Genomic DNA, 21,258 nt, shown 5'->3' on the forward strand with positions numbered 1-21,258 from the left:
TGTGCTGCGAGCGCACCAGGGCACCACGGGCAACAGGAGTGGGATCCGCTGCCGCTCAGCTGGCGGGCGTCTCGCGCTTCTCCTTGATCTTGGCGGCCTTGCCGCGCAGCTCGCGCAGGTAGTACAGCTTCGCGCGGCGGACGTCACCGCGGGTGACGACCTCGATCTTGTCGATGATCGGGGTGTGCAGCGGGAAGGTGCGCTCCACGCCGACACCGAAGGAGACCTTGCGGACGGTGAAGGTCTCGCCGATGCCGCCACCGTGGCGACGGATCACGACGCCCTTGAAGACCTGGACGCGGGAGCGGGTGCCCTCGATGACCTTGACGTGCACGTTGACGGTGTCACCGGCGCGGAACTCCGGGACGTCGTCGCGGAGGGAGGCCTTGTCGATCTCGTCGAAACGCTGCATGGCTGGTTCGCTTTCTCGCAGGTGCCACAGGTCACCAACGGTGTTCGATGGTTCATCGTGATGGGGTGCGCGGTCGCTGGGGCCACGTGCTCCGACGGTGCGGAGCCACTCCCCCTGTGGCAGGGGCCGGGGTTCCAGCGGGCGCGAAGAGCCATTCTGCCACGGTGGCCGCCCCGGCCCGAAATCCGCTGCGCGAGGCTGACGACCTCAGGGCACAGGAGGCACGTTCAGCGCACAGGGGACGTGGGGCGCAGCCAGTATGCCGTGCCACCGCCACTACCGTTGCGGCCGTGACCATCAACCCCGGCTGGCCCGTCGCGGCGGCGCTGCTCCTGCTGATGGCCACCACGCTGACCGCCCACCGGGTGGCGGGATTCGGGCTGGGTCGCTCCGCGCTCGTCGCGGGCCTGCGGGCGTGCCTGCAGCTCGGCGTGGCGGCGGTGGTGATCACCTCGGTCATCGGCAGCCTCCCGCTGTCGATCGCGCTGGCCGTCGTCATGTTCGCCATGGCGGTGCTGACGACCTGCCGCCGTGTCGAGGCGTCGAGCTCCTGGCCGTGGGCCGCCGCCGCCATGGCGGGCGGGGTCCTGCCGGTGCTGGCCGTCGTCCTCGCCACCGGCACCGTGCCGTTCACGGGCCTGGCCATCATCCCCATCGCCGGCATCGTCATCGGCAACGCCATGACCGCCCACACCCTGGCCGGACGCCGCACCTTCGCCGCCCTGCGCGAGGAGCACGCGCAGTACGAGGCCTGCCTGTCCATCGGCCTGCTGCCGGCCCAGGGCATCCTCGAGGTGATCCACCGCCGGACCCCGGAGGCCCTCCTGCCGGGCCTCGACCAGGTCAAGACCACGGGGGTGGTGACGCTGCCCGGCGCGTTCATCGGCGTCATGCTCGGTGGCGGGACGCCGGTGCAGGCGGCCACGGCCCAGGTGCTGGTGCTGTTCGGCATCATGGCCGCCCAGACCGTGACAGCCGGGCTGGCGGAGCGGCTCATCTCCCAGCGCCGGCTGCTCCCCCAGGACCTGCAGCGGGCGCTGGTCGACTGAGCGGCGCCGGCACGGGCGCCGCGTCCGAGCCGGGAGAGGGAGGCGCAGACGGCCCACCGGACCCTGACCGCCCTGCTCGAGGACGCCGCTACGACGGCTGGCTGAGCTCGTCGAGCACCTGGCGGTCGCGGGCGTCGAGGTCCTGCTCGTCGAGGGTGGCCAGCATGTCGGGACGACGCCCGGCGGTGCGCCGCAGCCGTTCGTCGCGACGCCAGCGCGCGATGGCCGCGTGGTGGCCGGACAGCAGCACCTCCGGCACCTCGCGCGCCCGCCAGACGGGCGGCTTGGTGTAGACGGGGTACTCGAGCAGGCCGTCCTCGTGCGACTCCTCCACGAGCGAGAGCGCGTTGCCGATGACGCCCGGGATGAGGCGGGCGATCGCCTCGACCATGGCGAGCACGGCGACCTCGCCGCCGTTGAGCACGTAGTCGCCGAGCGAGACCACCGAGACCGGCATGTGCTCGCGCGCCTCGTCGTAGACCCGCTCGTCGATGCCCTCGTAGCGCCCGCAGGCGAAGGCCAGCCACGGCTGCTGGGCCAGGTCGCGGGCCATCGCCTGGGTGAACGGCACGCCCCCCGGGCCCGGCACGATGAGGTGCGGCGGCGCGTCCGCGGGGCCCTGCGCCAGCACGTGGTCGAGCGCCTCACCCCACGGCTCGGGGCGCATCACCATGCCCGCTCCCCCGCCGTAGGGGGTGTCATCGACCGTGCGGTGCCGATCGTGGGTGAAGTCGCGCAGGTCGTGGACCTGCAGGTCGATCAGGCCCTTGCGCCGGGCGGTGCCGATGAGCGAGAGGTCGAGCGGCGCGAGGTAGTCGGGGAAGATCGAGACGACGTCGAGCCGCACGGTCACTCGCCGCCCTGCTCGCTGTTCCGGTCGGGGTCCTGGTCGGCGTTCTCGTCGGGGTTCTGCTCGAGGTTGAGCTCGAGCAGGCCCGGCGGTGGCGTGAGCACCACCCGGCCGCCCTCGACGTCGACCTCGGGCACGATCTCTTCGACGAAGGGCACGTAGGCCGTGCCGCCGCCGGGCAGCGTCAGCACCAGGAGGTCCTGGGCCGGGCCGACCTCGAGTCCGCTGACCGTGCCGAGCTCGGCGCCGTCAGGGTCCACGGCCCGCAGGCCCACGAGCTCGTCCTCGTACCAGCCCTCCTCGTCGTCCTCGTCCTCGACGACCTCGGCATCGACCAGCAGCCGGGTGCCGCGCAGCCCCTCTGCGCCGGTGCGGTCCGGGATGCCCTCGAAGGCGAGCAGCCAGGTGCCGTTGTGCAGCCGGGCGCTGTGCAGCGTCAGCTCGCGGGGGACGCCGGACCCCGGAGCGGCCTCGGTGATGAACGTGGCGCCGGGCACGAAACGGGCCTGCGGGTCGTCGGTGTGCACCTGCACGGTGACCTCACCGCGGAGGCTGTGCGGCTTGCCGATCCGCGCGACGAGGTACTGCTGGGGGTCGGGCATGGTCGTGATCCTCTCAGGTCCGCGCTCAGTGGCCGTCAGAGGCCTGCGCCAGCCTCCGGACCGCCTCCAGGACGCAACCCGGACGTTCGTGCCAGGGGTAGTGGCCCGCGCCTGGCACCATCGAGCTCCAGGCTCCAGGGACCCGCTCGGCGGTCGCGATCCCGCCCTCCCGCGGCGGTATTGGGCTGTGCTCACCGACCAGGACGCCGAGCGGCACGGCGACCCGCGGGAGCGAGTCCTCCAGCTGCGGCAGCCGTCGCTGGATGTCCGCGAACAGCCCGTCCGCGGCCGGCGCGCTCTGCGCCAACCGCAGGAAAGGCGGCGCGGCTTCGGGGTCGGCGAAGTACCCCGGCCACGCGAGTGCATAGGCCTCGGCGCGCTCCTCCACCGTCAAGGGACGTTCCTGCTCGCGAGCCTCGAGCTCCGCCACCCTTGCCCTCGAGTCGGGCGAGATCCTCGCCATCAACTCGGCCTCGAACTGCGCCATCCCGCCGTCGCCCACCGCACCGAGGGGGTCGACCGACAGCGCGCCACGAAGGCGGCCGGGCGCCGTCACTGCGAAGTGGAAGGCCAGGTGTCCTCCCCACGAGTGCCCGACCACCCACGCCTGCTCCCACCCGAGGTGGTCCAACACGGCCTCGACATCGGCGACTGCCTGGTCGATCGTGAAAGGGCCTTCCTCGGTCGAGGGCGGGAGGCCGCGCTGCTGGAACGTCGCCACCTCGAAGGCCACGGCAAGCTCGTCAGCCACGACGTCGAGGTAGGTGCCCTCCAGACCCGGGCCGCCGTGCAGCAGGAGCACGGGCTCACCGGCGCCCGTGCACCAGCCAGCGAGCGAGCCGTGCGGCGTGGGCGCGAGGAAGGTTCTCCGCTCCATGCTCGGACGATACGCCGCGCATCGCCATGCCCAGGGCTATTGGTGACGGCAGCAGACGGCGGCGTCCGGCATGCCGCGGGGCCGGCCACGCGGCATACGGCTCTTGGGGTGGGCACGCGAAGGGCCGCCGGGAACGTGTCCCGGCGGCCCTTCGACGGCGGTCGCCTGCTAGTGGGTGCGGTCGGTGTCGACGATGTCGATCCGGACGTTGTGCCCGCCGGCCAGGGCGCCCATCACGGTGCGCAGCGCACTGGCGGTGCGACCCGAGCGGCCGATGACGCGCCCGAGGTCGTCCGGGTGCACCCGGACCTCGAGGACCTCACCGCGACGCAGGTCCTTGCGCCGCACGGCGACGTCGTCCTTGTGGTCGACGATGCCCTTGACGAGGTGCTCGAGCGCCTCCTCCAGCACGGTCAGGCCTCGCTCTTCTCAGCCTCGGTGGCCTCGGTGGCCCCGGTGGCCTCGGCGGCGGGAGCCTCGTCAGCCTTGGGCTCCTCGGCCTTCTTCTCGGCCTTCTTCCTGGGGGTGGTCGCGGTGTCCTTGACGGCCTCGGCCTTGCCCGCGGCGGCGACGGCAGCCTCGTACAGGTCCTTCTTGGACGTCTTGGGCTCCTTGACCTTCAGGGTCCCCTCGGCGCCCGGCAGGCCCTTGAACTTCTGCCAGTCACCGGTCACCTTGAGCAGGGCCTCGACAGCCTCGGTCGGCTGCGCGCCCTGGCCGAGCCAGTACTGCGCGCGCTCGGAGTCGATGTCGATGACCGAGGGCTCCTCGGTGGGGTGGTACTTGCCGATCTCCTCGATGGCACGGCCATCGCGCTTGGTGCGCGAGTCCATGACGACGACGCGGTAGAACGGTGCACGGATCTTGCCCATGCGCTTCAGACGGATCTTGACGGCCACTGGTGTGGTCACTCCTGTTTCTGTGTTGTGAGCGCGGCGAGACCGGGTGGGGAACACGCGGGGAGCCGGGAGCTCGGTGTAGGCGTCCAACCCAGCCGAGAGGGTGCTGCGGCCGGACGGGTACAGCTGCCCATTCTGCCAGACCCGTCGGGGTGCTCCTGAACGGCAGCGGTGTCCGTTCACCTTCCAGCATTCAAGACATAACGCCGTGTTAGTTGACCCATAAGCATCCAACCGGTGAACTCCTCCTATTCCAGTCGGAGTTCCTGGCCTCGTTCCTGGCCACGCCGGACGGCCGGCTGGATCTCCCCCCACCGGAACAGGAGCACGTCGTGCGCAAACTCATCCTGCTGGCGATCGTCGGCCTCGGGGCCCAGCTCGTCGACGGCAGCCTCGGCATGGCCTACGGCGTCACCTCCACCACCCTGCTGCTGGCCATCGGCACCAACCCGGCCGCCGCGTCGGCCACGGTGCACCTGGCCGAGATCGGCACGACGCTGGTCTCCGGGGCCTCGCACTGGCGCTTCGGCAACGTCGACTGGCCGGTGGTGCTGAAGATCGGGCTGCCCGGCGCGGTCGGCGCGTTCGCCGGTGCAACCTTCCTGGCCGGCCTCGACACCTCCGTCGCGGCCCCGGTGATGTCGCTGATCCTGCTGGCCCTCGGCGTCTACGTGCTGACCCGCTTCACCGTGCGTGGCCTGCGCACCGACCGGCTCGGCCACCCGCTGCGCAAGCGGTTCCTCGGCCCGCTCGGGCTCTTCGCCGGCTTCGTCGACGCCACCGGTGGCGGCGGCTGGGGCCCGGTGGGCACCCCCGCCATCCTGGCCAGCGGACGGCTCGAGCCGCGCAAGGTCATCGGCTCCATCGACACCAGCGAGTTCCTCGTCTCGGCCTCCGCCAGCCTGGCCTTCCTGCTCGCGCTCGGCTCGCAGGGCGTCAACTTCGCGTGGGTGCTCGCGCTCCTGCTCGGCGGTGCGGTCGCCGCGCCCATCGCGGCCTGGCTGGTGCGGCACATCCCGCCGCGCGTCCTCGGCTCCGCCGTCGGGGGCATCATCATCCTGACCAACACCCGCACGCTGCTGCGCAGCGACTGGGTCGGCGCCCCCGACCAGACCCGGTATGCCGTGTACGCGGCGCTGTTCGTCCTCTGGGGCGCCGCGGTGGCCTACTCCACCCGGGCCCACCTGGCCGAGCGCCAGCTCACCGGGGGCAGCACCCGGACGCCCGTGGAGCAGCCCGAACCGGCGTCCGAGCCGGCCTGAGGTCCGCGGCGCCGCTCGACCGTCAGCCGGGGAGCTGGGGTTTGCCTGCTGCCCCAGTGCGCGCACATCTCAGGAGACGGTGCGGCCCCGCAGCACGATCTGCTGCGGGTGGCCCAGCACCCCGATGTCCCGGCGGGGGTCCTCGGCGTAGACGACGAGGTCGGCGTCCGCGCCCTCCTCGAGGCCCGGGCGGCCGAGCCACTCCCGCGCACCCCACACCCCGGCATACAGCGCCTCGGAGGGCGTGAGCCCGGCGGTGACCAGCTCGGCGGCCTCCTGTGCGACGAGGCCGTGCGGCAGCGAGCCGCCGGCATCGGTGCCGACGTAGACCGGGATGCCGGCCTCGTGGGCGGCGCGCACGGTCTCGTGGCGCCGCGCGTGGAGCGACAGCATGTGCCGGTGGTAGTCGGGGAACTTCTCGCGCGCCGCCTCGGCGATGGCCGAGAAGGTGGCGATGTTGACCAGCGTCGGCACGATGGCGATCTGCTGCGAGGCGAACTGCTGGATGGTCGCCGGCTCCAGGCCCGTCGCGTGCTCGATGCAGTCGGTGCCGGCGGCGGCGAAGTCGTAGAGCGACGCCTCGCCGAAGCAGTGGGCCGTCACGCGGGCGCCCTCCTCGTGGGCGGCGGCGATGGCCTCCTTGAGCACGTCGGCCGGCCAGCAGGGGGTGAGGTCGCCGGCCTCGCGGTCGATCCAGTCGCCCACCAGCTTCACCCAGCCGTCGCCCGCGCGGGCCTCGAGCCGCACCCGCTCGACGAGCTGGTCGGGCTCGACCTCGTGGGCGTAGTTGCGGATGTAGCGACGGGTGCGGGCGATGTGCCGACCGGCGCGGATCACCTTGGGCAGGTCGTCGCGCTCGTCGATCCAGCGCGTGTCCGACGGCGAGCCGGCGTCGCGGATGAGCAGCGTCCCGGCTGCCCGGTCGCCCAGCGCCTGCTGCTCGGCCGTCTCGCGGTCGACCGCGCCGTGGGCGTCGAGCCCGACGTGGCAGTGGGCGTCGACGAGGCCGGGCAGCACCCAGCCGCGCACGGACTGCACGTCGGCGCCGGCGGCGCCGGGGCGCTCGAAGGTGACCTTCCCGCCGACCACCCACGCCTCGGGTCGCTCGTCGTCCGGGCCCACCAGGACCGGTCCCTGCAGGTGCAGCACCGTCGCCGTCATGCGGCCGACCCTACCGAGCACCTGCGCGCTCCGACCGTCAGGCCGATCCGCGCGGGCGGTGGTCGCGCCGAGCTGACGCCGCGCCGGTCAGGCCGAGCCGCGGAGCCGGGTCTCGAGGGCGATGCCCCAGCGGACGAAGGCCCCCCGCTCCACCGGGAAGGACCCCGGCAGGCCGTCGGCCCGTCGCAGCGCCTCGGCGGCCAGCAGGGTGGCCTGGGCCGGCACGTGCCGGAGCTCGACGTGCAGGCGCCAGGCCTCCGCCGGCTCCTGGGCATGCCACGGCAGCATCGCCACGAGCCCGTCGAGCAGCATGACCACCCGGCCGATGTCGTCGGCCGCGGCACGAGGCACCAGGCTGCCCTGGTAGTCCTCCCAGCCGCTCGGTCCGTCGGGGTCGGGACGGCGGGTGATGCTGTCGAGGGCCGCCACGACCTCCGGTGGGGCTCCGACGTCGCGGGCCCGGTGCAGGAGCAGCGGTCCGAGCCCGCGCTCCTCGTCGTCGTCATGGAGGGCTGCCACCACCTGGTATGCCGGGCCGTAGCCCGCCGCCTCCGCCAGCCGTCGCACGGCATACCGGCGGTCACCGCCACGGCGGTGTCCCAGTTCGACGGCCCCCCGATGCGCGCTGTCGGCCAGCGCGATCGCCTCGTCGAGAGTGAAGCTCACGCCGTGACGCTAGAACGACCCTCGCGCGGCCGAGTTCGCTGCCGGCCGATCGGTCCGAACGGCTGAGCCGATCCGTCCCCTTGACCCCGCTTTGTCGCCGCGACACGGCTGGGCAACGTTCTCCGTGCACCTGGGTCGGCTGTCCCACTGCGGGCGGCGCGGCCGGCTCGCAGCAGGGGCCTGCGCCGGCTGGACCGCGATGACTTTCCAGCCCGGCGCGGGTCTGCAGCGTCATGAGCGTCGAGCGAATCGTCTCCGTCAACGGGGTTGAGCTGTGCACCAACGCCTTCGGCGAGTCCCGCGACCCGGCGCTCCTGCTGGTCGCTGGAATGTCGAGCCCCATGGACTGGTGGGAGGACGGCTTCTGCGAGCGTCTCGCTGCCGGACGGCGCCACGTCGTCCGCTACGACCTTCGTGACACCGGCCGCTCCACCACGTACCCCCCAGGGGAGCCCGGCTACACCGGTGCCGACCTGCGCCAGGACGTCATCGCCCTGCTCGACGCCCTCGGGATCCAGGAGGCCCACCTCGTCGGGGTCTCGATGGGCGCGGCCATGGCGCAGTGCGTCGCCGTCGAGCACCCCGACCGCGTCAGCTCCCTGACCCTGATCGACACGACCGCGGCACTGCCCGGCTCACCCGAGGGACTGCCGGGCATGGACCCTGAGCTGTCGGACTACCTCGCAGCGGCCCATGCGCGAGCCGAGCCGGACTGGTCCGATCGCGAGGCCGTGGTCGAGTGGTTGGTTCAGGAGCAGCGTGCGTTCATGCGAGGCGGCTTCGACGAGCCCCGAGTGCGCAGGGTCGCCACGCAGATCGTGGACCGCAGCGTCGACATGGCGGCGATCCTCAACCACGCGCACCTTGATCCCGGCCCTGACCCGGAGGGTAACCTCGCCGACGTCGTCGCGCCGACGTTGGTGGTGCACGGGACTGCCGATCCGCTGTTCCCCCTGCCGCACGGCGAGGCGCTGGCGCGGGCGATCCCGAACGCCGCCCTGCTCCCCCTGGAGGGCGTGGGCCACGAGCTGCCGCCACCCGCGCACTGGGACCGCGTCGTCGCGGCGCTGCTGCAGCACACGTCTGGCGACCACGAGCCTGCGGAGCTGCCGTGCCTGACCGACGCCGCGGGCAGCAGCGACGGCGCAGGGTAGCCCCGCGGCACCTCGCGCGCTGGTCCCCCGAGACCCACCCAGGCCAGCGACCAGTGGGTCTCGTGGGTGGTTGTCGTGGGGCCGGCCCGGGTGCAGCTCCTGGTTCCAGCCTCCCCCGCGCAGCCGCCGTGCGTCAGCGGCCGAGGAACTTCTCGAAGCCCTTGGGCAGGTTCGCCGGGTCGAAGTCGGCCGGCATGCCGCCGTCGCCGTCCCCGGGTGCCCCGAACGCTCCGGCACCGGAGGTCTTGGCCGTCTTCGCCTTCTCGACCGCGGCACGCTCCTCGGCGGCCCGCTTGGCGGGGTTGCCCGACTTCGACTTCTTGCGCTGCGGCTGCTGCTTGCCCTTGCGGCCGCCGCCCATGCCGGGCATGCCCGGCATACCGGGGATGCCACCGCCACGGGCGAGCTGCTTCATCATCTTCTGCGCGTCGGTGAACCGCTCGAGCAGCGAGTTGACCTCGGAGACCTGCACGCCCGAGCCCTTGGCGATGCGGGCGCGGCGTGAGCCGTTGATCTGCTTGGGGTGCGTCCGCTCGAACGGCGTCATCGAGCGCACCATCGCCTCGACGCGGTCGAACTCGCGCTCGTCGAGGTTGTCGAGCTGGGCGCGCATCTGGCCCATGCCCGGCATCATCCCGAGCATCGACTTCAGCGACCCCATCTTCTTGATGGCGGCCATCTGGTTGAGGAAGTCGTCGAAGGTGAAGTCCTCCTCGGCGAGGAACTTCCGCTGCATCTCGGCGGCCTGGGCGCGGTCGAACGCCTTCTCCGCCTGCTCGATGAGGGTGAGCACGTCGCCCATGTCGAGGATGCGCGAGGCCATCCGGTCGGGGTGGAAGACCTCGAAGTCCTTCACGCTCTCGCCGATGGATGAGAACATGATCGGCCGCCCGGTGATGGAGGCCACCGACAGGGCGGCACCACCGCGGGCGTCGCCGTCGAGCTTGGAGAGCACGACACCGGTGAAGTCGACGCCCTCCTGGAAGGCCTGGGCGGTCTCGACCGCGGCCTGGCCGATCATCGCGTCGATGACGAACAGGACCTCGTCGGGCGAGATGGCCGCACGGATGTCGGCGGCCTGCTGCATGAGGTTGGCGTCGACGGCGAGGCGGCCGGCGGTGTCGACGATGACGACGTCGTGCTGACGGGCCCGGGCCTGCTCGATGCCCTGGCGGGAGACCGCGACGGGGTCGCCGAACGAGCGGGTGCCCTCACCGGACTCGAGCACGGCGTCGTGGCCGCCCATGTTGCCGCGCTCCGGGGCGTAGACCGGCACGCCGGCGCGCTCACCCACGACCTCGAGCTGGGTGACGGCGTTCGGGCGCTGGAGGTCCGCCGCGACGAGGAGCGGGGTGTGGCCCTGGTCCTTGAGCCACTTGCCGAGCTTGCCGGCGAGCGTGGTCTTACCGGAGCCCTGGAGGCCGGCGAGCATGATGACCGTCGGCGGGTTCTTCGCCAGCTGCAGCGAGCGCGTCTGGCCACCGAGGATGGCGACGAGCTCCTCGTTGACGATCTTGACGACCTGCTGCGCCGGGTTGAGCGCCTGCGACACCTCCGCCCCGAGCGCACGCTCGCGGATGGCCGAGGTGAACTGCTTCACCACGGGCAGCGCGACGTCGGCATCGAGCAGCGCGAGCCGGATGTCCCGGATCGTGGCGTTGATGTCGGACTCGGTGAGCCGCCCCTTGTGACGAAGGTTCTTGAAGGTGGCGGTCAGGCGGTCGGAAAGGCTGGCGAACACGGGTCACAGCCTAACGGCCGCGGCGGGGCCGCTCTGACCACCGACCCCGCCGCGGCTGTTCCGTTTCCCCAGCAGGGAGCCTCCCTGTGACGGCGGCGGGCTACTCCGCACCGCCGTCACAGGTGTCGATGATCGCCGCCACCGTCTGGGCCACCTTGGCCGGCGACAGCAGCCGGCCACCGAACTCGGTGAGGTAGAAGGTGTCCAGCGTCTGGCCGGCATACGTGGCGATGTGCGCGGAGCGCACCGACAGCCCGGCCTTGGCGAACGCCATGCCCAGCTCGTGAAGCAGGCCGGGGCGGTCCTGGGCGCGGACCTCGAGCACCGTCGCCTCCTCCGACGCGTGCGGCACCACGAGGGCGCGCGCCTGACCGGGGTTGCCCGACCCCGACTGGGCGCTGGTGGGCCCGGCGAACTGGCGGCGCCGGTCGAGCAGCGACAGGGGCGCGCGGTCCCCCTGCGAGAGCCGCGCCAGTCCCCGGGTGATCCGCTCGGCGTCCGGCTCGTCGCCGCTCGGCGACTCCACGTGCCACTCGTCGGCGGCGACCCCGTCGAGCGTGCGCAGGATCGCGGTGCGGACCAGCAGCCCGTATGCCGCGAGCAGGCCCGCGGTGTCGGCGAACAGTCCCAGCCGGTCGCGGTCGAAGATGTCGATGCGGTAGGCGCCACCCTGCGGGCGGACGATGACGCGCGGCTCCCCCGCCGCCACCGCCTGGAGGTCGTCGACGGTGACCTGGGCGCTCTGGACCGCGGGAGCCGTCGCCGCACCCGCGTCGCCGCCCTGGTGCCAGCCGCCCGCGACGGCCTCGGCGAGCTGCCGCAGCAGGGTCGCCCGCCAGTCGGTCCACGCGAGCGGGCCGGCCGCGCAGGCGTCGGCCTCGGTGAGCGCGAGCAGCAGGTCGAACACCTCGCGTGACCCACCGGTGGCGGCTCGCGCAGCGGCGGCCGTGCGCGGGTCCTGGTGGTCGCGACGGGTCGCAAGGTCGATGAGCGTCAGGTGCTCACGCACCAGGGTGGTCACCACCTCCACGTCGGAGGTGGGGTACCCCATCCGGGTCGCGACGGCGGTGGCGACCGGCGCACCGCTCGAGGAGTGGTCGTGGGCGCCCCGCACCTTGCCGATGTCGTGGAGCAGCGCACCGAGCAGCAGCAGGTCGGCTCGGGCGACGCGTCGCACCAGCCCACTGGCGTGCACCACCGTCTCGACGAGGTGGCGGTCGACGGTGTGCCGGTGCACCGCGTTGCGCTGCGGGCGCGAGCGGACGGCCGCCCACTCCGGCAGCCACGCGTCGACGACGCCGGCCTGGTCGAGGCCCTCCCAGACCTGCACCAGCCCGGGCCCGGTGGCCAGCAGGTCGGCGAAGAGGTCACGGGCCGCCTCCGGCCACGGCGTCGGCAGCGTCGGTGCGGTGCGGGCCAGGTTGGCCAGCGTGGTGGGGGCGATGGGCAGGTTGTGCCGCGCCGCGACGACGGCGGCCCGCAGCGGCAGCAGCGGGTCGGTGGCCACCGCGCTGCGCGGGCCAAGCACCACCTCACCGTCGTGCTCGAAGAGCCCGTACCCGAGCGGGTTGAGCCGCGGACGACGGGGACCCACCCGGAGGGTGCGGGCGCGCTGCGCCTGGCCCGCGCGGCGGACGGTGCCGTCGAGGGCGTAGGCGACCGTGCGCGAGGCGTTCGACACGGAGGTCAGGAGGTCGTCGGCGTCGCGGTGCCCGAGGAGCGCCGCCACGGCGTCGTGGTCCTCGCGGCCGAGGCGGTCGCGGCCCCGGCCGGTCACCACGTGCACGGCGTCGCGCACGTCGAGCAGCACCCGGTATGCCTCGTCGACGGCGCCGTGCGGGCGGTCGGCCAGCCAGGCCTCGGCCAGGGCGCGCAGCACCGTCATGTCGCGCAGGCCGCCGCGGGCCTCCTTCAGGTCGGGCTCGAGCGACTGTGCGAGGTCGCCGTGCCGGGTGTGGCGCAGGTGGAGGCTGTCGACGAGCTGCGGCAGCCGCTTGCGGGCCGAGGCCCGCAAGTCGTGGGCGATCACCGAGCGGGTCGAGGCCACCACGTCTGGGTCGCCGGCGATGCCGGTCAGGTCGAGCAGCCCCACGGCGGCGCTGAGGTCACCGGAGGCGACGGTGCGGCACTGGTTGACCGTGCGCACGCTGTGGTCGAGACGCACCCCGGCGTCCCAGATGGGGTACCAGAGGCGGTCGGCCACCTCACCGATGTCCTCACCGCCGAGCGACCGGCCGTTGTGCAGCAGCACGAGGTCGAGGTCGCTGAGCGGGCCGGAGTCACCCCGCGCGAGGCTGCCGACCGCGGCGAGCGCGATGCCTTCCTGCGGCCGCCCGGCCAGCGCCTCGTCCCAGACCGAGACGAGCCACTCCCGCGTCAGCTGTCCCATCCCCTGCCGTCGCGCCGGACCGGCGCCCGGGGCGTCGAAGCCCCGGGCGCCGGCCAGGTCGAGTCGCAGGGCTGCCAGTGCGCCGAGCCCAGTCGTCATACGGCTCAGAGCGCCTCTGCGCCGTGCTCGCCGGTGCGGACCCGCACGACGTCCTCGACGGGCACCGTCCAGATCTTCCCGTCGCCGATGCGGCCGGTCTGGGCCGTCTTGAGGATGACGTCGACGACGCTGCTCGCGTCGATGTCGTCGACGAGCACCTCCAGGCGCACCTTGGGCACGAAATCCACGGTGTACTCAGCACCGCGGTAGACCTCGCTGTGGCCCCGCTGGCGGCCGTAGCCGGACGCCTCGCTGACAGTCATGCCCGAGATGCCGTAGGCCTCGAGGGCCTCCTTCACCGCGTCGAGCTGGTGGGGCTTGATGATGGCCGTGACGAGCTTCATGCCGTTGCTCCCTCAGGGGTCTTGGCGCCGTGCGCCGTGGTCGGGACTGCTCCGCCGCTGCCGAACCGGCCGCCGGAGACCCCGCTGATGTCGTAGGCGGTCTCGCCGTGGACGGCCGCGTCGATGCCGTCGGACTCGACGTCGCGGCTGACCCGCCAGCCCAGGGTGGCCTTCAGCGCCAGCCCGATGACCGTGGTGCCGACACCGCTGATGAGCACCGAGACCAGGGCGATGATGGTCTGGATGGCCAGCTGCTTCACGCCGCCGCCGTAGAACAGGCCGGTCGAGGTGGCCAGCAGGCCGGCGCCGATGGTGCCCCACAGGCCGGCCACGAGGTGCACGCCGACGACGTCGAGCGAGTCGTCGTAGCCGAGGCGGTACTTCAGCCCGACCGCGAGCGCGGCCAGCGCACCGGCGACGACGCCCAGGACGAGCGAGCCCACCGGGGAGAGCGCCCCACAGGCCGGGGTGATGGCGACCAGGCCGGCCACCACGCCGGAGGCGGCACCGACCGAGGTGGCGTGGCCGTCACGGAAGCGCTCCACCACGAGCCAGCCGAGCATGGCCGCGCAGGTGGCCGCGGTCGTGTTGAGCCACACGGTCGAGGCCAGTCCGTCGGCCGCCAGCTCCGAGCCGGCGTTGAAGCCGAACCAGCCGAACCACAGCAGGCCCGCGCCGAGCATGACGATCGGCACGTTCTGCGGCCGCATCGCCTGCGTGCCGAAGCCGAACCGCTTGCCGACGAGGAGGGCGAGCACGAGGCCGGCCATGCCGGCGTTGATGTGGACGACCGTGCCACCGGCGAAGTCGATCGGCAGCACGTTGGCCACCCCGTCGGTCGCGCCGAAGAGCTTGGCCGAGAGGCCGTTCGCGGCGCCGGAGAGCAGGCCGCCGCCCCAGACCATGTGGGCCAGCGGGAAGTACACGAGGGTCACCCAGATGCCGGCGAACACCATCCAGGTACCGAACTTCACCCGGTCGGCGATGGCGCCGCTGATCAGCGCCACGGTGATGACCGCGAAGGTCAGCTGGAAGCCGACGTAAATGGTCTCGGGGATGAAAACGCCCACGCCGAACGGGTCGACCAGGCGGGTGCCGTCCTGGCCGAAGAGGCCGCTCAGGCCGAAGAGGTGGAACGGGTTGGCGAACACGCCGCCGACGTCGGACGAGCCGTCCTGCAGGTTCCCGAAGGACATCGAGTAGCCCCACAGGATGTAGATGACGCCGACGACGCCCATGGCGCCGAACGACATCATGATCATGTTGAGGACGGACTTGGCCCGTGTCATGCCGCCGTAGAACAGCGCGAGCCCGGGGGTCATGAGGAGCACCATCGAGGCGGCGACCAGCATGAACGCCGTCGCCGCCTCGTTGATCTTTGGCGTCTCTGCCGCGAGGGGCAGGAGTGCTGCTGTAGTCATGGCGAACACTGTCGGCCGCCGCGGTTTCAGTCCGTGCGGCTGCGTGTTACAGCCGTGTTAGCGCGGCTGACGTTGGGTAAGCATCAGGTAACCGATCCGGGGTGGTCCCGCATCGTGGGACGCGCGCCGCCGTGAGCGGCACGAGCGACGCTATGCCGGGTGGCCGGCTCAGGTGCCGGCTCACCGGCGGTGCGGCACCCCTCAGAACGCGGAGATGCCGTTCTCAGCGCGCTGGGGGCGGGCCAGGGCACGCACCAGCGCGGTCTGGCCGTGCCGGCGCGCGGCGACGCCGCCGAGCAGCCCGAGCACGGGTGTGATGACGTCCTCGGCGTAGGTCGGGGTGGGCACGCCCACGCTGCTCGCGAGGTCGTCGCCGTGGACGACCATCTCCATCATCCGCGTGGTGAGGAAGTCGTCGGTGGACAGCGACCACCCCTGCCACGGGATGAAGATGATGTCGGGGTCGCGTGGAGCGGCGAGCAGCTCGGGCAGGGCGTCGATGTGCTCGCGGGCGGCAGCCAGCACGACGTCCGGGCCGGCGAGGGCACTTGCGTTGTCGGTGTCGCGGATCTTGGCGTTGACCTCGTCGTGGGGTCCTGCCTCCACCCACGCCGCCCCCGCGTAGTGCTCGAGCAGGGCGATGGGTTCCGGGCTGCCCGCGGGGTCGGCACGCAGCGCCCGGGCGGTGTTGACCCCTTGGTTGAGCAGGTGGTGGGTCAGCCCGCCCACCGTCATCCCGGCGCAGGAGCTCTCCCGGCCCCACGCAGCGAGCACCTCAGGGGTCGTTGCGAGGTCCCAGGACTGGTGGACGGCCGAGAGGAAGGCTGCGGCGTGGCGCGTGGTCGCCATGGCTCAGTCGATGAGGGCGTCGACGAAGGCCTCGGCGTCGAAGGGGGCCAGGTCGTCCGGCCCCTCACCAAGTCCGACGAGCTTGACCGGGACGCCGAGCTTGCGCTGCACCGAGACGACGATGCCGCCCTTGGCGGTGCCGTCCATCTTGGTGAGCACGATGCCGGTCACGTCGACGGCCTCGCCGAACACCTCGGCCTGGCGCAGGCCGTTCTGGCCGGTGGTGGCGTCGAGCACGAGGAGCACCTCGTCGATCGGCGACTGCTTCTCGATGACGCGCTTGACCTTGCCGAGCTCGTCCATGAGCCCGACCTTGTTGTGCAGCCGCCCGGCGGTGTCGATGAGCACCACGTCGGCCTCCATCTCGGCGCCGGCCTTGACAGCGTCGAAGGCCACCGAGGCGGGGTCGGCCCCGTCGCGGTCGGACCGGATGGTCGGCACCCCGACCCGTCCGCCCCAGGTCTCGAGCTGGTCGGCGGCCGCCGCCCGGAAGGTGTCGGCGGCGCCGAGCACGACGTCCTTGTCCTGGGCGACGAGCACCCGCGCGAGCTTGCCGACCGTGGTGGTCTTGCCGGTGCCGTTGACGCCCACGACGAGCACGACGGCGGGCCGGCCCGCGACCCGGCTGGAGGCGATCGAGCGGTCCATCGACGGGTCGACCAGGGCCAGCAGGTCCTCGCGCAGCCAGCCGCGCACGGTGGCCTCGTCGGTGGCGCCCTCGACCTTCACCTTGGAGCGCAGCGACTCGACGAGCTCGGTGGTCGCCTCCACGCCGAGGTCGGAGGCGAGCAGGGTGTCCTCGACGTCCTCCCACGCCTCCTCGTCGAGGCCGCCGCGGCTCAGCAGGCTGAGCAGGGCCTTGCCCAGCGCCGTGTTCGAGCGGGCCAGGCGGGCGCGCAGGCGCTGCAGCCGGCCGGCGGGCGCCTCGGGGCGTTCGATCGTCGGGGTGGGCGCAGGCTCGGCCAGCACCTCCGGCTCCGCGGGCGGCAGCGTGTCGACGCCGCCGCGGTCCTCGATCGTCCGTGTGGGGGTGTCCCGTGGTTCCTCGGCGTCGTCACCGACGCCGGGCAGGACCTCCTTCTCCCGGGGCGGCGCCGTCGGGGCGCTCTTGGTGCGCCCCCCTCGGCCACGCAGCAGCCCGAACAGCACCCCGCCGAGAATGACGAGGATGCCGACGGCGATGGCGATGTACTCCCACAGCTGATCGATCACACGCGCCATCCTCTCAGAGCAACCCGGTCCGGGCATGACCGAGGCCGCCCGGACGGGGCGGCCTCGAGGTCAGATGTGTCCCGGGTATGCCGGGTGGCCGGCACCGCGTGCGCGGCGCCCGAGCCTCAGCTGGCCCGGCGCTCGGGGGTGTCGCCCGCGGCCCGGCCGGCCGGGGTGGCCGCGGAGCTCGACGGTGAGGTCGAGGTGGCGGTTGGGGCGGAGGACGCGGAACCGGCCTCGGGTGCGGTGGCCGGCTCCTTGGAGGCGGCGTTCACGATCGACTCGCTGACCTTGTCCTTGGTCGCCACGAGCGCCTCGCCGGTCTTGTCAAGGGCGTCCTGGGTGCGCTCCTTGGCCATCGCGACGATCTCCTCGCCCTCGGCGGTGAGCACCTCGCGGCCCTCGCGTCGTGCGGGGATGGCGACCAGCGCCACGACCGCAAGGGCCAGAACGACGCACAGCAGCATTCCCACGATGAGCACGACCATGGTTTCAAGAGTGGCCGACCTGGCGGACATCCTCAAATCGACCCGCCGCGCAGGTGGGCAGTGTCACGTCGCCGTGACCGACTCAGGCGCTCTGCGCCGCGACGTCGCGGATGCGCTGCGAGACCACCGTGGTCACGCCGTCGCCCCGCATGGTCACGCCGTAGAGGGCGTCCGCGACCTCCATGGTGCGCTTCTGGTGGGTGATGACGATGAGCTGGCTGGAACCGCGCAGCTCCTCGAAGAGGGTGATGAGGCGGCCGAGGTTGGCGTCGTCGAGTGCCGCCTCGACCTCGTCCATGATGTAGAACGGGCTGGGCCGGGCCTTGAAGATCGAGACCAGCAGGGCCACGGCCACCAGTGAGCGCTCGCCACCGGAGAGCAGCGAGAGCCGCTTGATCTTCTTGCCCGGCGGGCGGGCCTCCACCTCGATGCCGGTGGTGAGCATGTTCGAGGGGTCGGTGAGCAGCAGGCGCCCCTCTCCCCCGGGGAAGAGCCGGCCGAACACCTGCTCGAACTGCGCCGCCGTGTCGTGGAACGCCTCGGTGAAGACCCGCTCGACGCGCTCGTCGACCTCGCGGACGATGTCGAGCAGGTCGCGCTTGGAGCTCTTGAGGTCCTCGAGCTGCTCGGTGAGGAACTTGTGCCGCTCCTCGAGCGCGGCGAACTCCTCGAGGGCGAGCGGGTTGACCCGGCCGAGGGCGTTCATGGCCCGCTCGGCCTTGCGCAGCCGCTTCTCCTGCACCTCTCGGACGTAGGGGGCCGGCTCGGGGAGGTTGTCAGGGTCGTCGTCCGGCCCGGGTACGTGGGGCACCAGCTGGTGCGGGCCGAAGTCCTCGACCAGCACCTCGGGGTCGGTGCCGAGCTCCTCGACGGCCTTGGCCTGTAGCTGCTCGATGCGCAGGCGCTGCTGGGTGCGGGCCACCTCGTCGCGGTGCACGCTGTCCGTGAGCTCGCGCAGCTCGTCCTGCAGCGTCGACATGCTGCGCCGCACCTGGGTCAGCGCCTGCTCGCGCTCGGCGCGCTCCTGCTCGGCCCGGGTGCGCTGGGCCTCTGCCAGCTCGACGGCCGAGGCGAGGTGGGCCGCCGCGTGTGCGGCACCCTTGCGCACGGCCTCGGCGACGCTGGCCTCCCGCTTGCGGCGCTCCTGTCGCGCGGCGAGGCGCTGGCGGGCGGCCAGCTCGTTGCGGGCGGCACCCTCGAGCGAGTCGGCCCGGCCGTGCAGCGCCCGGGCCCGCTCCTCGCGGGTGCGCAGCGTCAGGCGGAGCTCCGTCTCGGCGGTGCGCGACTGGCTGGCGACGAGCTCGAGCCGGTCGCGCTCGTCGGTGGAGGGGTCCGTCGACTCGTCCGGCTGCGCCTGGGCCTCCTCGAGCCGCTCCTCGAGGCCGGCGAGCTCCTCGCGGTCCTTGTCGAGGGTGCCGGTGGCGGCCGCGATGGCCTTCTCGGTGCGCTCGGCCTCGGCCCGGGCGGACCGGACCGTGGCTCCGAGCTGGCCGAGCTTCTCGGCGACGGCCGACATGCGCGCGTCGGACTCGTGCAGTGCCTCGAGGGCCTCCTCGACGCGCTCGCGAGCCTCCCGCGCCTTCTCCTGAGCGGCCGCGAGGGCGAAGCGGGCCTGCTCGCCGCGCCGGGTGGCGTCGGCGACGCGCTCACGGGTCTCGTCGACGGCGGACTGGACCTCGATGAGGCTCGGCGCCGAGCTGCTGCCACCGCGGACCCAGCCCGGGGCGAAGACGTCGCCCTCGGCCGTGACGGCGGTGACGCCGTGCCCACGCCTGACCAGCTCGGCCGCCTGCTCGGCGGTCTCGACGATGGCGACCCGGTCGAGCAGCTGCTCGACGGCGGGCCGTACCGAGGCCGGGGCCTCGACGACGTCACGGGCCCACACGGCATACGGCTCGAGGGCCGGCCACTGGGACGCGTCAGCCACGACCGCGGTCTGGCCGACGAGCAGGGCGGCACGCCCGGCGTCCTCGTCACGCAGGGTGGTCAGCGCACGGGCCGCGTGGTCGACCGACTCGACCGCGAGCGCATCGGCGGCCCAGCCGAGCGCAGCGGCGACCGCGCTCTCGTGGCCGCCCGTGACCTGCAGCAGCGAGGCGACCGACCCGACGATGCCGTGGTCGGCACCCTCCTCGGCCGCGGCGAGCAGGGCGGCCGCGCCGTCCTTGCGCGACAGGCTCAGCTCGAGCGCCTCGAGACGGGCGGTGCCCGAGGTGCGGTCGCGCTCAGCGGTGCGCTCCTCCTCGCGCAGGCGCTCGACCTCGGCCTCGACGGCCTGCATCGCGGCCTCGGCGGTCTCGTAGGCCGAGTCCAGCCCCTCCTCGCCCTCCTCCTCGACGGCCACGGAGGCCTCGAGGGTGGCGAACTCCTTCTCGGCGGCGGCGGCGCGGGCGAGCGACTGCTCGATGCTGCCGCGAAGCCGGCCGACCTCGGCCTCCCCGGCCTCGATGCGGCTGCGGCGGGCGGCGACCTGGCCCTGCAGCTTGGCCAGGCCCTCGCGGCGGTCGGCGGCGGCCCGGGCCAGGCGCTGGAGGCGCTGCTGCTCCTCCTGGAACGCCTTCTCGGCCGCGGCGCGGCGCTCGATCGCGGCCTGCAGCTCGTCCTTGGCCTTCTGGACCTCGGCGAGCAGCGCCTCCTCCTGCTTGCGCGCCTCCGCGGCCTGCCGGCGCAGCTCCTCGGGGTCGCGGCCGGAGGTCGTCTCGTCCTGGGTGTCCTGGCTGAGCAGGCGCACCCGCTCGGCCGCCAGCGACTGGGTGGACGTCAGCTTGTCGCGCAGCGACTGCAGGGCGAACCACCGTTCCTGCGCGCGGGTCGCCCGGGGACGGGCCTCCTCCGCCTCCCGCTCGAGGGCGGTCAGTCGCTCCCGGACCGCGGCGAGGTTCTCCTCCACCTCGGTGCGGCGGGCGATGAGGGCGGTCTCGTCGGCCACCTCCTGCTCGAGGGTGGTGGTCAGCTGGACGAGGTCGTCGGCGAGCAGCCGCAGCCGCGCATCGCGGGCGTCGGCCTGGATGACCGCGGCCTTGCGGGCCGCTTCGGCCTGCCGGCCGAGGGGGCCGAGCTGACGCCGGATCTCCCCGGTGAGGTCGGTGACCCGGGTGAGGTTGGCCTCCATCTGGTCGAGCTTGCGCAGCGCGCGCTCCTTGCGCTTGCGGTGCTTCAGGACGCCCGCCGCCTCCTCGATGAACCCGCGGCGCTCCTCGGGGGTGGCCCGCAGCACGGTGTCGAGCTGGCCCTGGCCGACGATGACGTGCATCTCGCGGCCGATGCCGGAGTCGGACAACAGCTCCTGCACGTCGAGCAGGCGGCACGGGGTGCCGTTGATGGCGTACTCGGAGCCGCCGTTGCGGAACATGGTCCGCGCGATGGTGACCTCGGTGTAGTCGATCGGCAGGGCGCCGTCGGTGTTGTCGATGGTCAGCGCCACCTCGGCGCGGCCGAGCGGCGCGCGCCCGGCGGTGCCGGCGAAGATGACGTCCTCCATCTTGCCGCCGCGCAGGCTCTTGGCCCCCTGCTCGCCCATCACCCACGCGAGGGCATCGACGACGTTGGACTTCCCGGAGCCGTTGGGGCCGACGATGCAGGTGATGCCGGGCTCGAGGCGCAGGGTGGTCGCCGAGGCGAAGGACTTGAAGCCCCTCAGGGTCAGGCTCTTGACGTACACGAGCGGGTCGGCTCCTCGACTGGCGGCGGCTGCGGATCGCCCGTCACTGTACCTGCGGGGTGGGAGCGCTCCGGGGACGCGCGGGGCGGCACACCGCAGGCTGGGGCTGCAGTGACCCGAGT

19 protein-coding genes are annotated in these 21,258 nt (G+C 72.9%); 3 read left to right on the top strand and 16 right to left on the bottom strand.

Annotated elements, in window-relative coordinates:
* Nucleotides 1-55: 55 nt before the first annotated feature.
* A complete protein-coding gene (rplS, locus tag BMW78_RS01095; RefSeq protein WP_091755586.1) occupies nt 56-412 on the bottom strand; it encodes a 50S ribosomal protein L19 in 357 nt (118 codons plus the stop codon).
* 290 nt (nt 413-702) lie between these two features.
* Here rplS and BMW78_RS01100 point away from each other — a divergent pair, with 290 nt between their 5' ends.
* On the top strand, nt 703-1,461 hold the full coding sequence (locus BMW78_RS01100) for an ABC transporter permease (RefSeq protein ID WP_091755588.1): 759 nt from the start codon (nt 703-705) through the stop codon (nt 1,459-1,461).
* Nucleotides 1,462-1,549: 88 nt separating this feature from the next.
* Here the strand turns inward: BMW78_RS01100 and trmD are convergent, their stop codons facing one another.
* The 5 genes from trmD to rpsP form a co-directional block, all read right to left on the bottom strand.
* On the bottom strand, nt 1,550-2,314 hold the full coding sequence (gene trmD, locus BMW78_RS01105; protein WP_245735599.1) for a tRNA (guanosine(37)-N1)-methyltransferase TrmD: 765 nt from the start codon (nt 2,312-2,314) through the stop codon (nt 1,550-1,552).
* The gene (gene rimM / locus BMW78_RS01110) at nt 2,311-2,913 is read right to left on the bottom strand and encodes a ribosome maturation factor RimM (protein WP_091755590.1); all 603 of its coding nucleotides are present in this window, start codon (nt 2,911-2,913) and stop codon (nt 2,311-2,313) included. The genes trmD and rimM overlap by 4 nt, the downstream gene beginning before the upstream one ends.
* Nucleotides 2,914-2,938: 25 nt before the next feature.
* Complete coding sequence (locus tag BMW78_RS01115; RefSeq protein ID WP_091755592.1) at nt 2,939-3,790, bottom strand: alpha/beta fold hydrolase; 852 nt, start codon at nt 3,788-3,790, stop codon at nt 2,939-2,941.
* 168 nt (nt 3,791-3,958) lie between these two features.
* Nucleotides 3,959-4,201: an RNA-binding protein gene (locus BMW78_RS01120; protein ID WP_091755594.1), complete on the bottom strand. Its 243-nt coding sequence runs from the start codon at nt 4,199-4,201 to the stop codon at nt 3,959-3,961.
* Between the two features lie 2 nt (nt 4,202-4,203).
* The gene (gene rpsP, locus BMW78_RS01125; protein ID WP_091755596.1) at nt 4,204-4,689 is read right to left on the bottom strand and encodes a 30S ribosomal protein S16; all 486 of its coding nucleotides are present in this window, start codon (nt 4,687-4,689) and stop codon (nt 4,204-4,206) included.
* A 332-nt stretch (nt 4,690-5,021) separates the two neighbouring features.
* On the opposite strand from rpsP, the gene BMW78_RS01130 reads away from it, so the two are divergent.
* Entirely contained in the window at nt 5,022-5,951 is a 930-nt protein-coding gene (locus BMW78_RS01130) for a sulfite exporter TauE/SafE family protein (RefSeq protein WP_091755598.1), read from the top strand.
* 69 nt (nt 5,952-6,020) lie between these two features.
* Here BMW78_RS01130 and BMW78_RS01135 read toward each other — a convergent pair whose 3' ends face one another.
* Complete coding sequence (locus BMW78_RS01135) at nt 6,021-7,112, bottom strand: amidohydrolase family protein (RefSeq protein ID WP_091755600.1); 1,092 nt, start codon at nt 7,110-7,112, stop codon at nt 6,021-6,023.
* 87 nt (nt 7,113-7,199) lie between these two features.
* Nucleotides 7,200-7,778, bottom strand: coding sequence for a hypothetical protein (locus BMW78_RS01140; protein WP_091755602.1), 579 nt, complete (start codon nt 7,776-7,778; stop codon nt 7,200-7,202).
* 233 nt (nt 7,779-8,011) lie between these two features.
* Here BMW78_RS01140 and BMW78_RS01145 point away from each other — a divergent pair, with 233 nt between their 5' ends.
* Entirely contained in the window at nt 8,012-8,932 is a 921-nt protein-coding gene (locus BMW78_RS01145) for an alpha/beta fold hydrolase (protein WP_091755604.1), read from the top strand.
* A gap of 133 nt (nt 8,933-9,065) precedes the next feature.
* Here BMW78_RS01145 and ffh read toward each other — a convergent pair whose 3' ends face one another.
* The 8 genes from ffh to smc all read right to left on the bottom strand — a co-directional run bounded on the left by ffh (nt 9,066) and on the right by smc (nt 21,136).
* Nucleotides 9,066-10,673: a signal recognition particle protein gene (gene ffh, locus BMW78_RS01150; RefSeq protein ID WP_091755606.1), complete on the bottom strand. Its 1,608-nt coding sequence runs from the start codon at nt 10,671-10,673 to the stop codon at nt 9,066-9,068.
* A gap of 100 nt (nt 10,674-10,773) precedes the next feature.
* A complete protein-coding gene (locus BMW78_RS01155; protein ID WP_091755608.1) occupies nt 10,774-13,161 on the bottom strand; it encodes a [protein-PII] uridylyltransferase in 2,388 nt (795 codons plus the stop codon).
* Nucleotides 13,162-13,166: 5 nt separating this feature from the next.
* The gene (locus BMW78_RS01160) at nt 13,167-13,505 is read right to left on the bottom strand and encodes a P-II family nitrogen regulator (protein ID WP_091755610.1); all 339 of its coding nucleotides are present in this window, start codon (nt 13,503-13,505) and stop codon (nt 13,167-13,169) included.
* Complete coding sequence (locus BMW78_RS01165) at nt 13,502-14,926, bottom strand: ammonium transporter (protein WP_425439032.1); 1,425 nt, start codon at nt 14,924-14,926, stop codon at nt 13,502-13,504. The genes BMW78_RS01160 and BMW78_RS01165 overlap by 4 nt, the downstream gene beginning before the upstream one ends.
* A gap of 201 nt (nt 14,927-15,127) precedes the next feature.
* Nucleotides 15,128-15,775 carry a maleylpyruvate isomerase N-terminal domain-containing protein gene (locus BMW78_RS01170; protein ID WP_091755613.1) on the bottom strand — a complete coding sequence of 216 codons (648 nt, stop codon included), beginning with the start codon at nt 15,773-15,775 and terminating at the stop codon, nt 15,128-15,130.
* A 3-nt stretch (nt 15,776-15,778) separates the two neighbouring features.
* Entirely contained in the window at nt 15,779-16,996 is a 1,218-nt protein-coding gene (gene ftsY / locus BMW78_RS01175) for a signal recognition particle-docking protein FtsY (RefSeq protein WP_091755614.1), read from the bottom strand.
* 116 nt (nt 16,997-17,112) lie between these two features.
* A complete protein-coding gene (locus BMW78_RS01180; RefSeq protein WP_091755616.1) occupies nt 17,113-17,475 on the bottom strand; it encodes a hypothetical protein in 363 nt (120 codons plus the stop codon).
* Nucleotides 17,476-17,557: 82 nt separating this feature from the next.
* Nucleotides 17,558-21,136: a chromosome segregation protein SMC gene (smc, locus tag BMW78_RS01185; RefSeq protein ID WP_091755618.1), complete on the bottom strand. Its 3,579-nt coding sequence runs from the start codon at nt 21,134-21,136 to the stop codon at nt 17,558-17,560.
* Nucleotides 21,137-21,258: the final 122 nt, after the last annotated feature.

Source organism: Pedococcus cremeus, assembly GCF_900111375.1.
GTDB classification, from domain to species: Bacteria; Actinomycetota; Actinomycetes; order Actinomycetales; family Dermatophilaceae; genus Pedococcus_A; species Pedococcus_A cremeus.

Excerpts from the sequence above, each read along its gene's own strand:
- rplS (WP_091755586.1), bottom strand. The coding sequence starts at position 412 with ATGCAGCGTTTCGACGAGATCGACAAGGCCTCCCTCCGCGACGACGTC.
- rimM (WP_091755590.1), bottom strand. The coding sequence starts at position 2,913 with ATGCCCGACCCCCAGCAGTACCTCGTCGCGCGGATCGGCAAGCCGCAC.
- BMW78_RS01115 (WP_091755592.1), bottom strand. The coding sequence starts at position 3,790 with ATGGAGCGGAGAACCTTCCTCGCGCCCACGCCGCACGGCTCGCTCGCT.
- BMW78_RS01135 (WP_091755600.1), bottom strand. The coding sequence starts at position 7,112 with ATGACGGCGACGGTGCTGCACCTGCAGGGACCGGTCCTGGTGGGCCCG.
- BMW78_RS01145 (WP_091755604.1), top strand. The coding sequence starts at position 8,012 with ATGAGCGTCGAGCGAATCGTCTCCGTCAACGGGGTTGAGCTGTGCACC.
- BMW78_RS01155 (WP_091755608.1), bottom strand. The coding sequence starts at position 13,161 with ATGACGACTGGGCTCGGCGCACTGGCAGCCCTGCGACTCGACCTGGCC.
- BMW78_RS01160 (WP_091755610.1), bottom strand. The coding sequence starts at position 13,505 with ATGAAGCTCGTCACGGCCATCATCAAGCCCCACCAGCTCGACGCGGTG.
- BMW78_RS01165 (WP_425439032.1), bottom strand. The coding sequence starts at position 14,926 with ATGACTACAGCAGCACTCCTGCCCCTCGCGGCAGAGACGCCAAAGATC.
- BMW78_RS01170 (WP_091755613.1), bottom strand. The coding sequence starts at position 15,775 with ATGGCGACCACGCGCCACGCCGCAGCCTTCCTCTCGGCCGTCCACCAG.
- ftsY (WP_091755614.1), bottom strand. The coding sequence starts at position 16,996 with ATGGCGCGTGTGATCGATCAGCTGTGGGAGTACATCGCCATCGCCGTC.
- BMW78_RS01180 (WP_091755616.1), bottom strand. The coding sequence starts at position 17,475 with ATGGTCGTGCTCATCGTGGGAATGCTGCTGTGCGTCGTTCTGGCCCTT.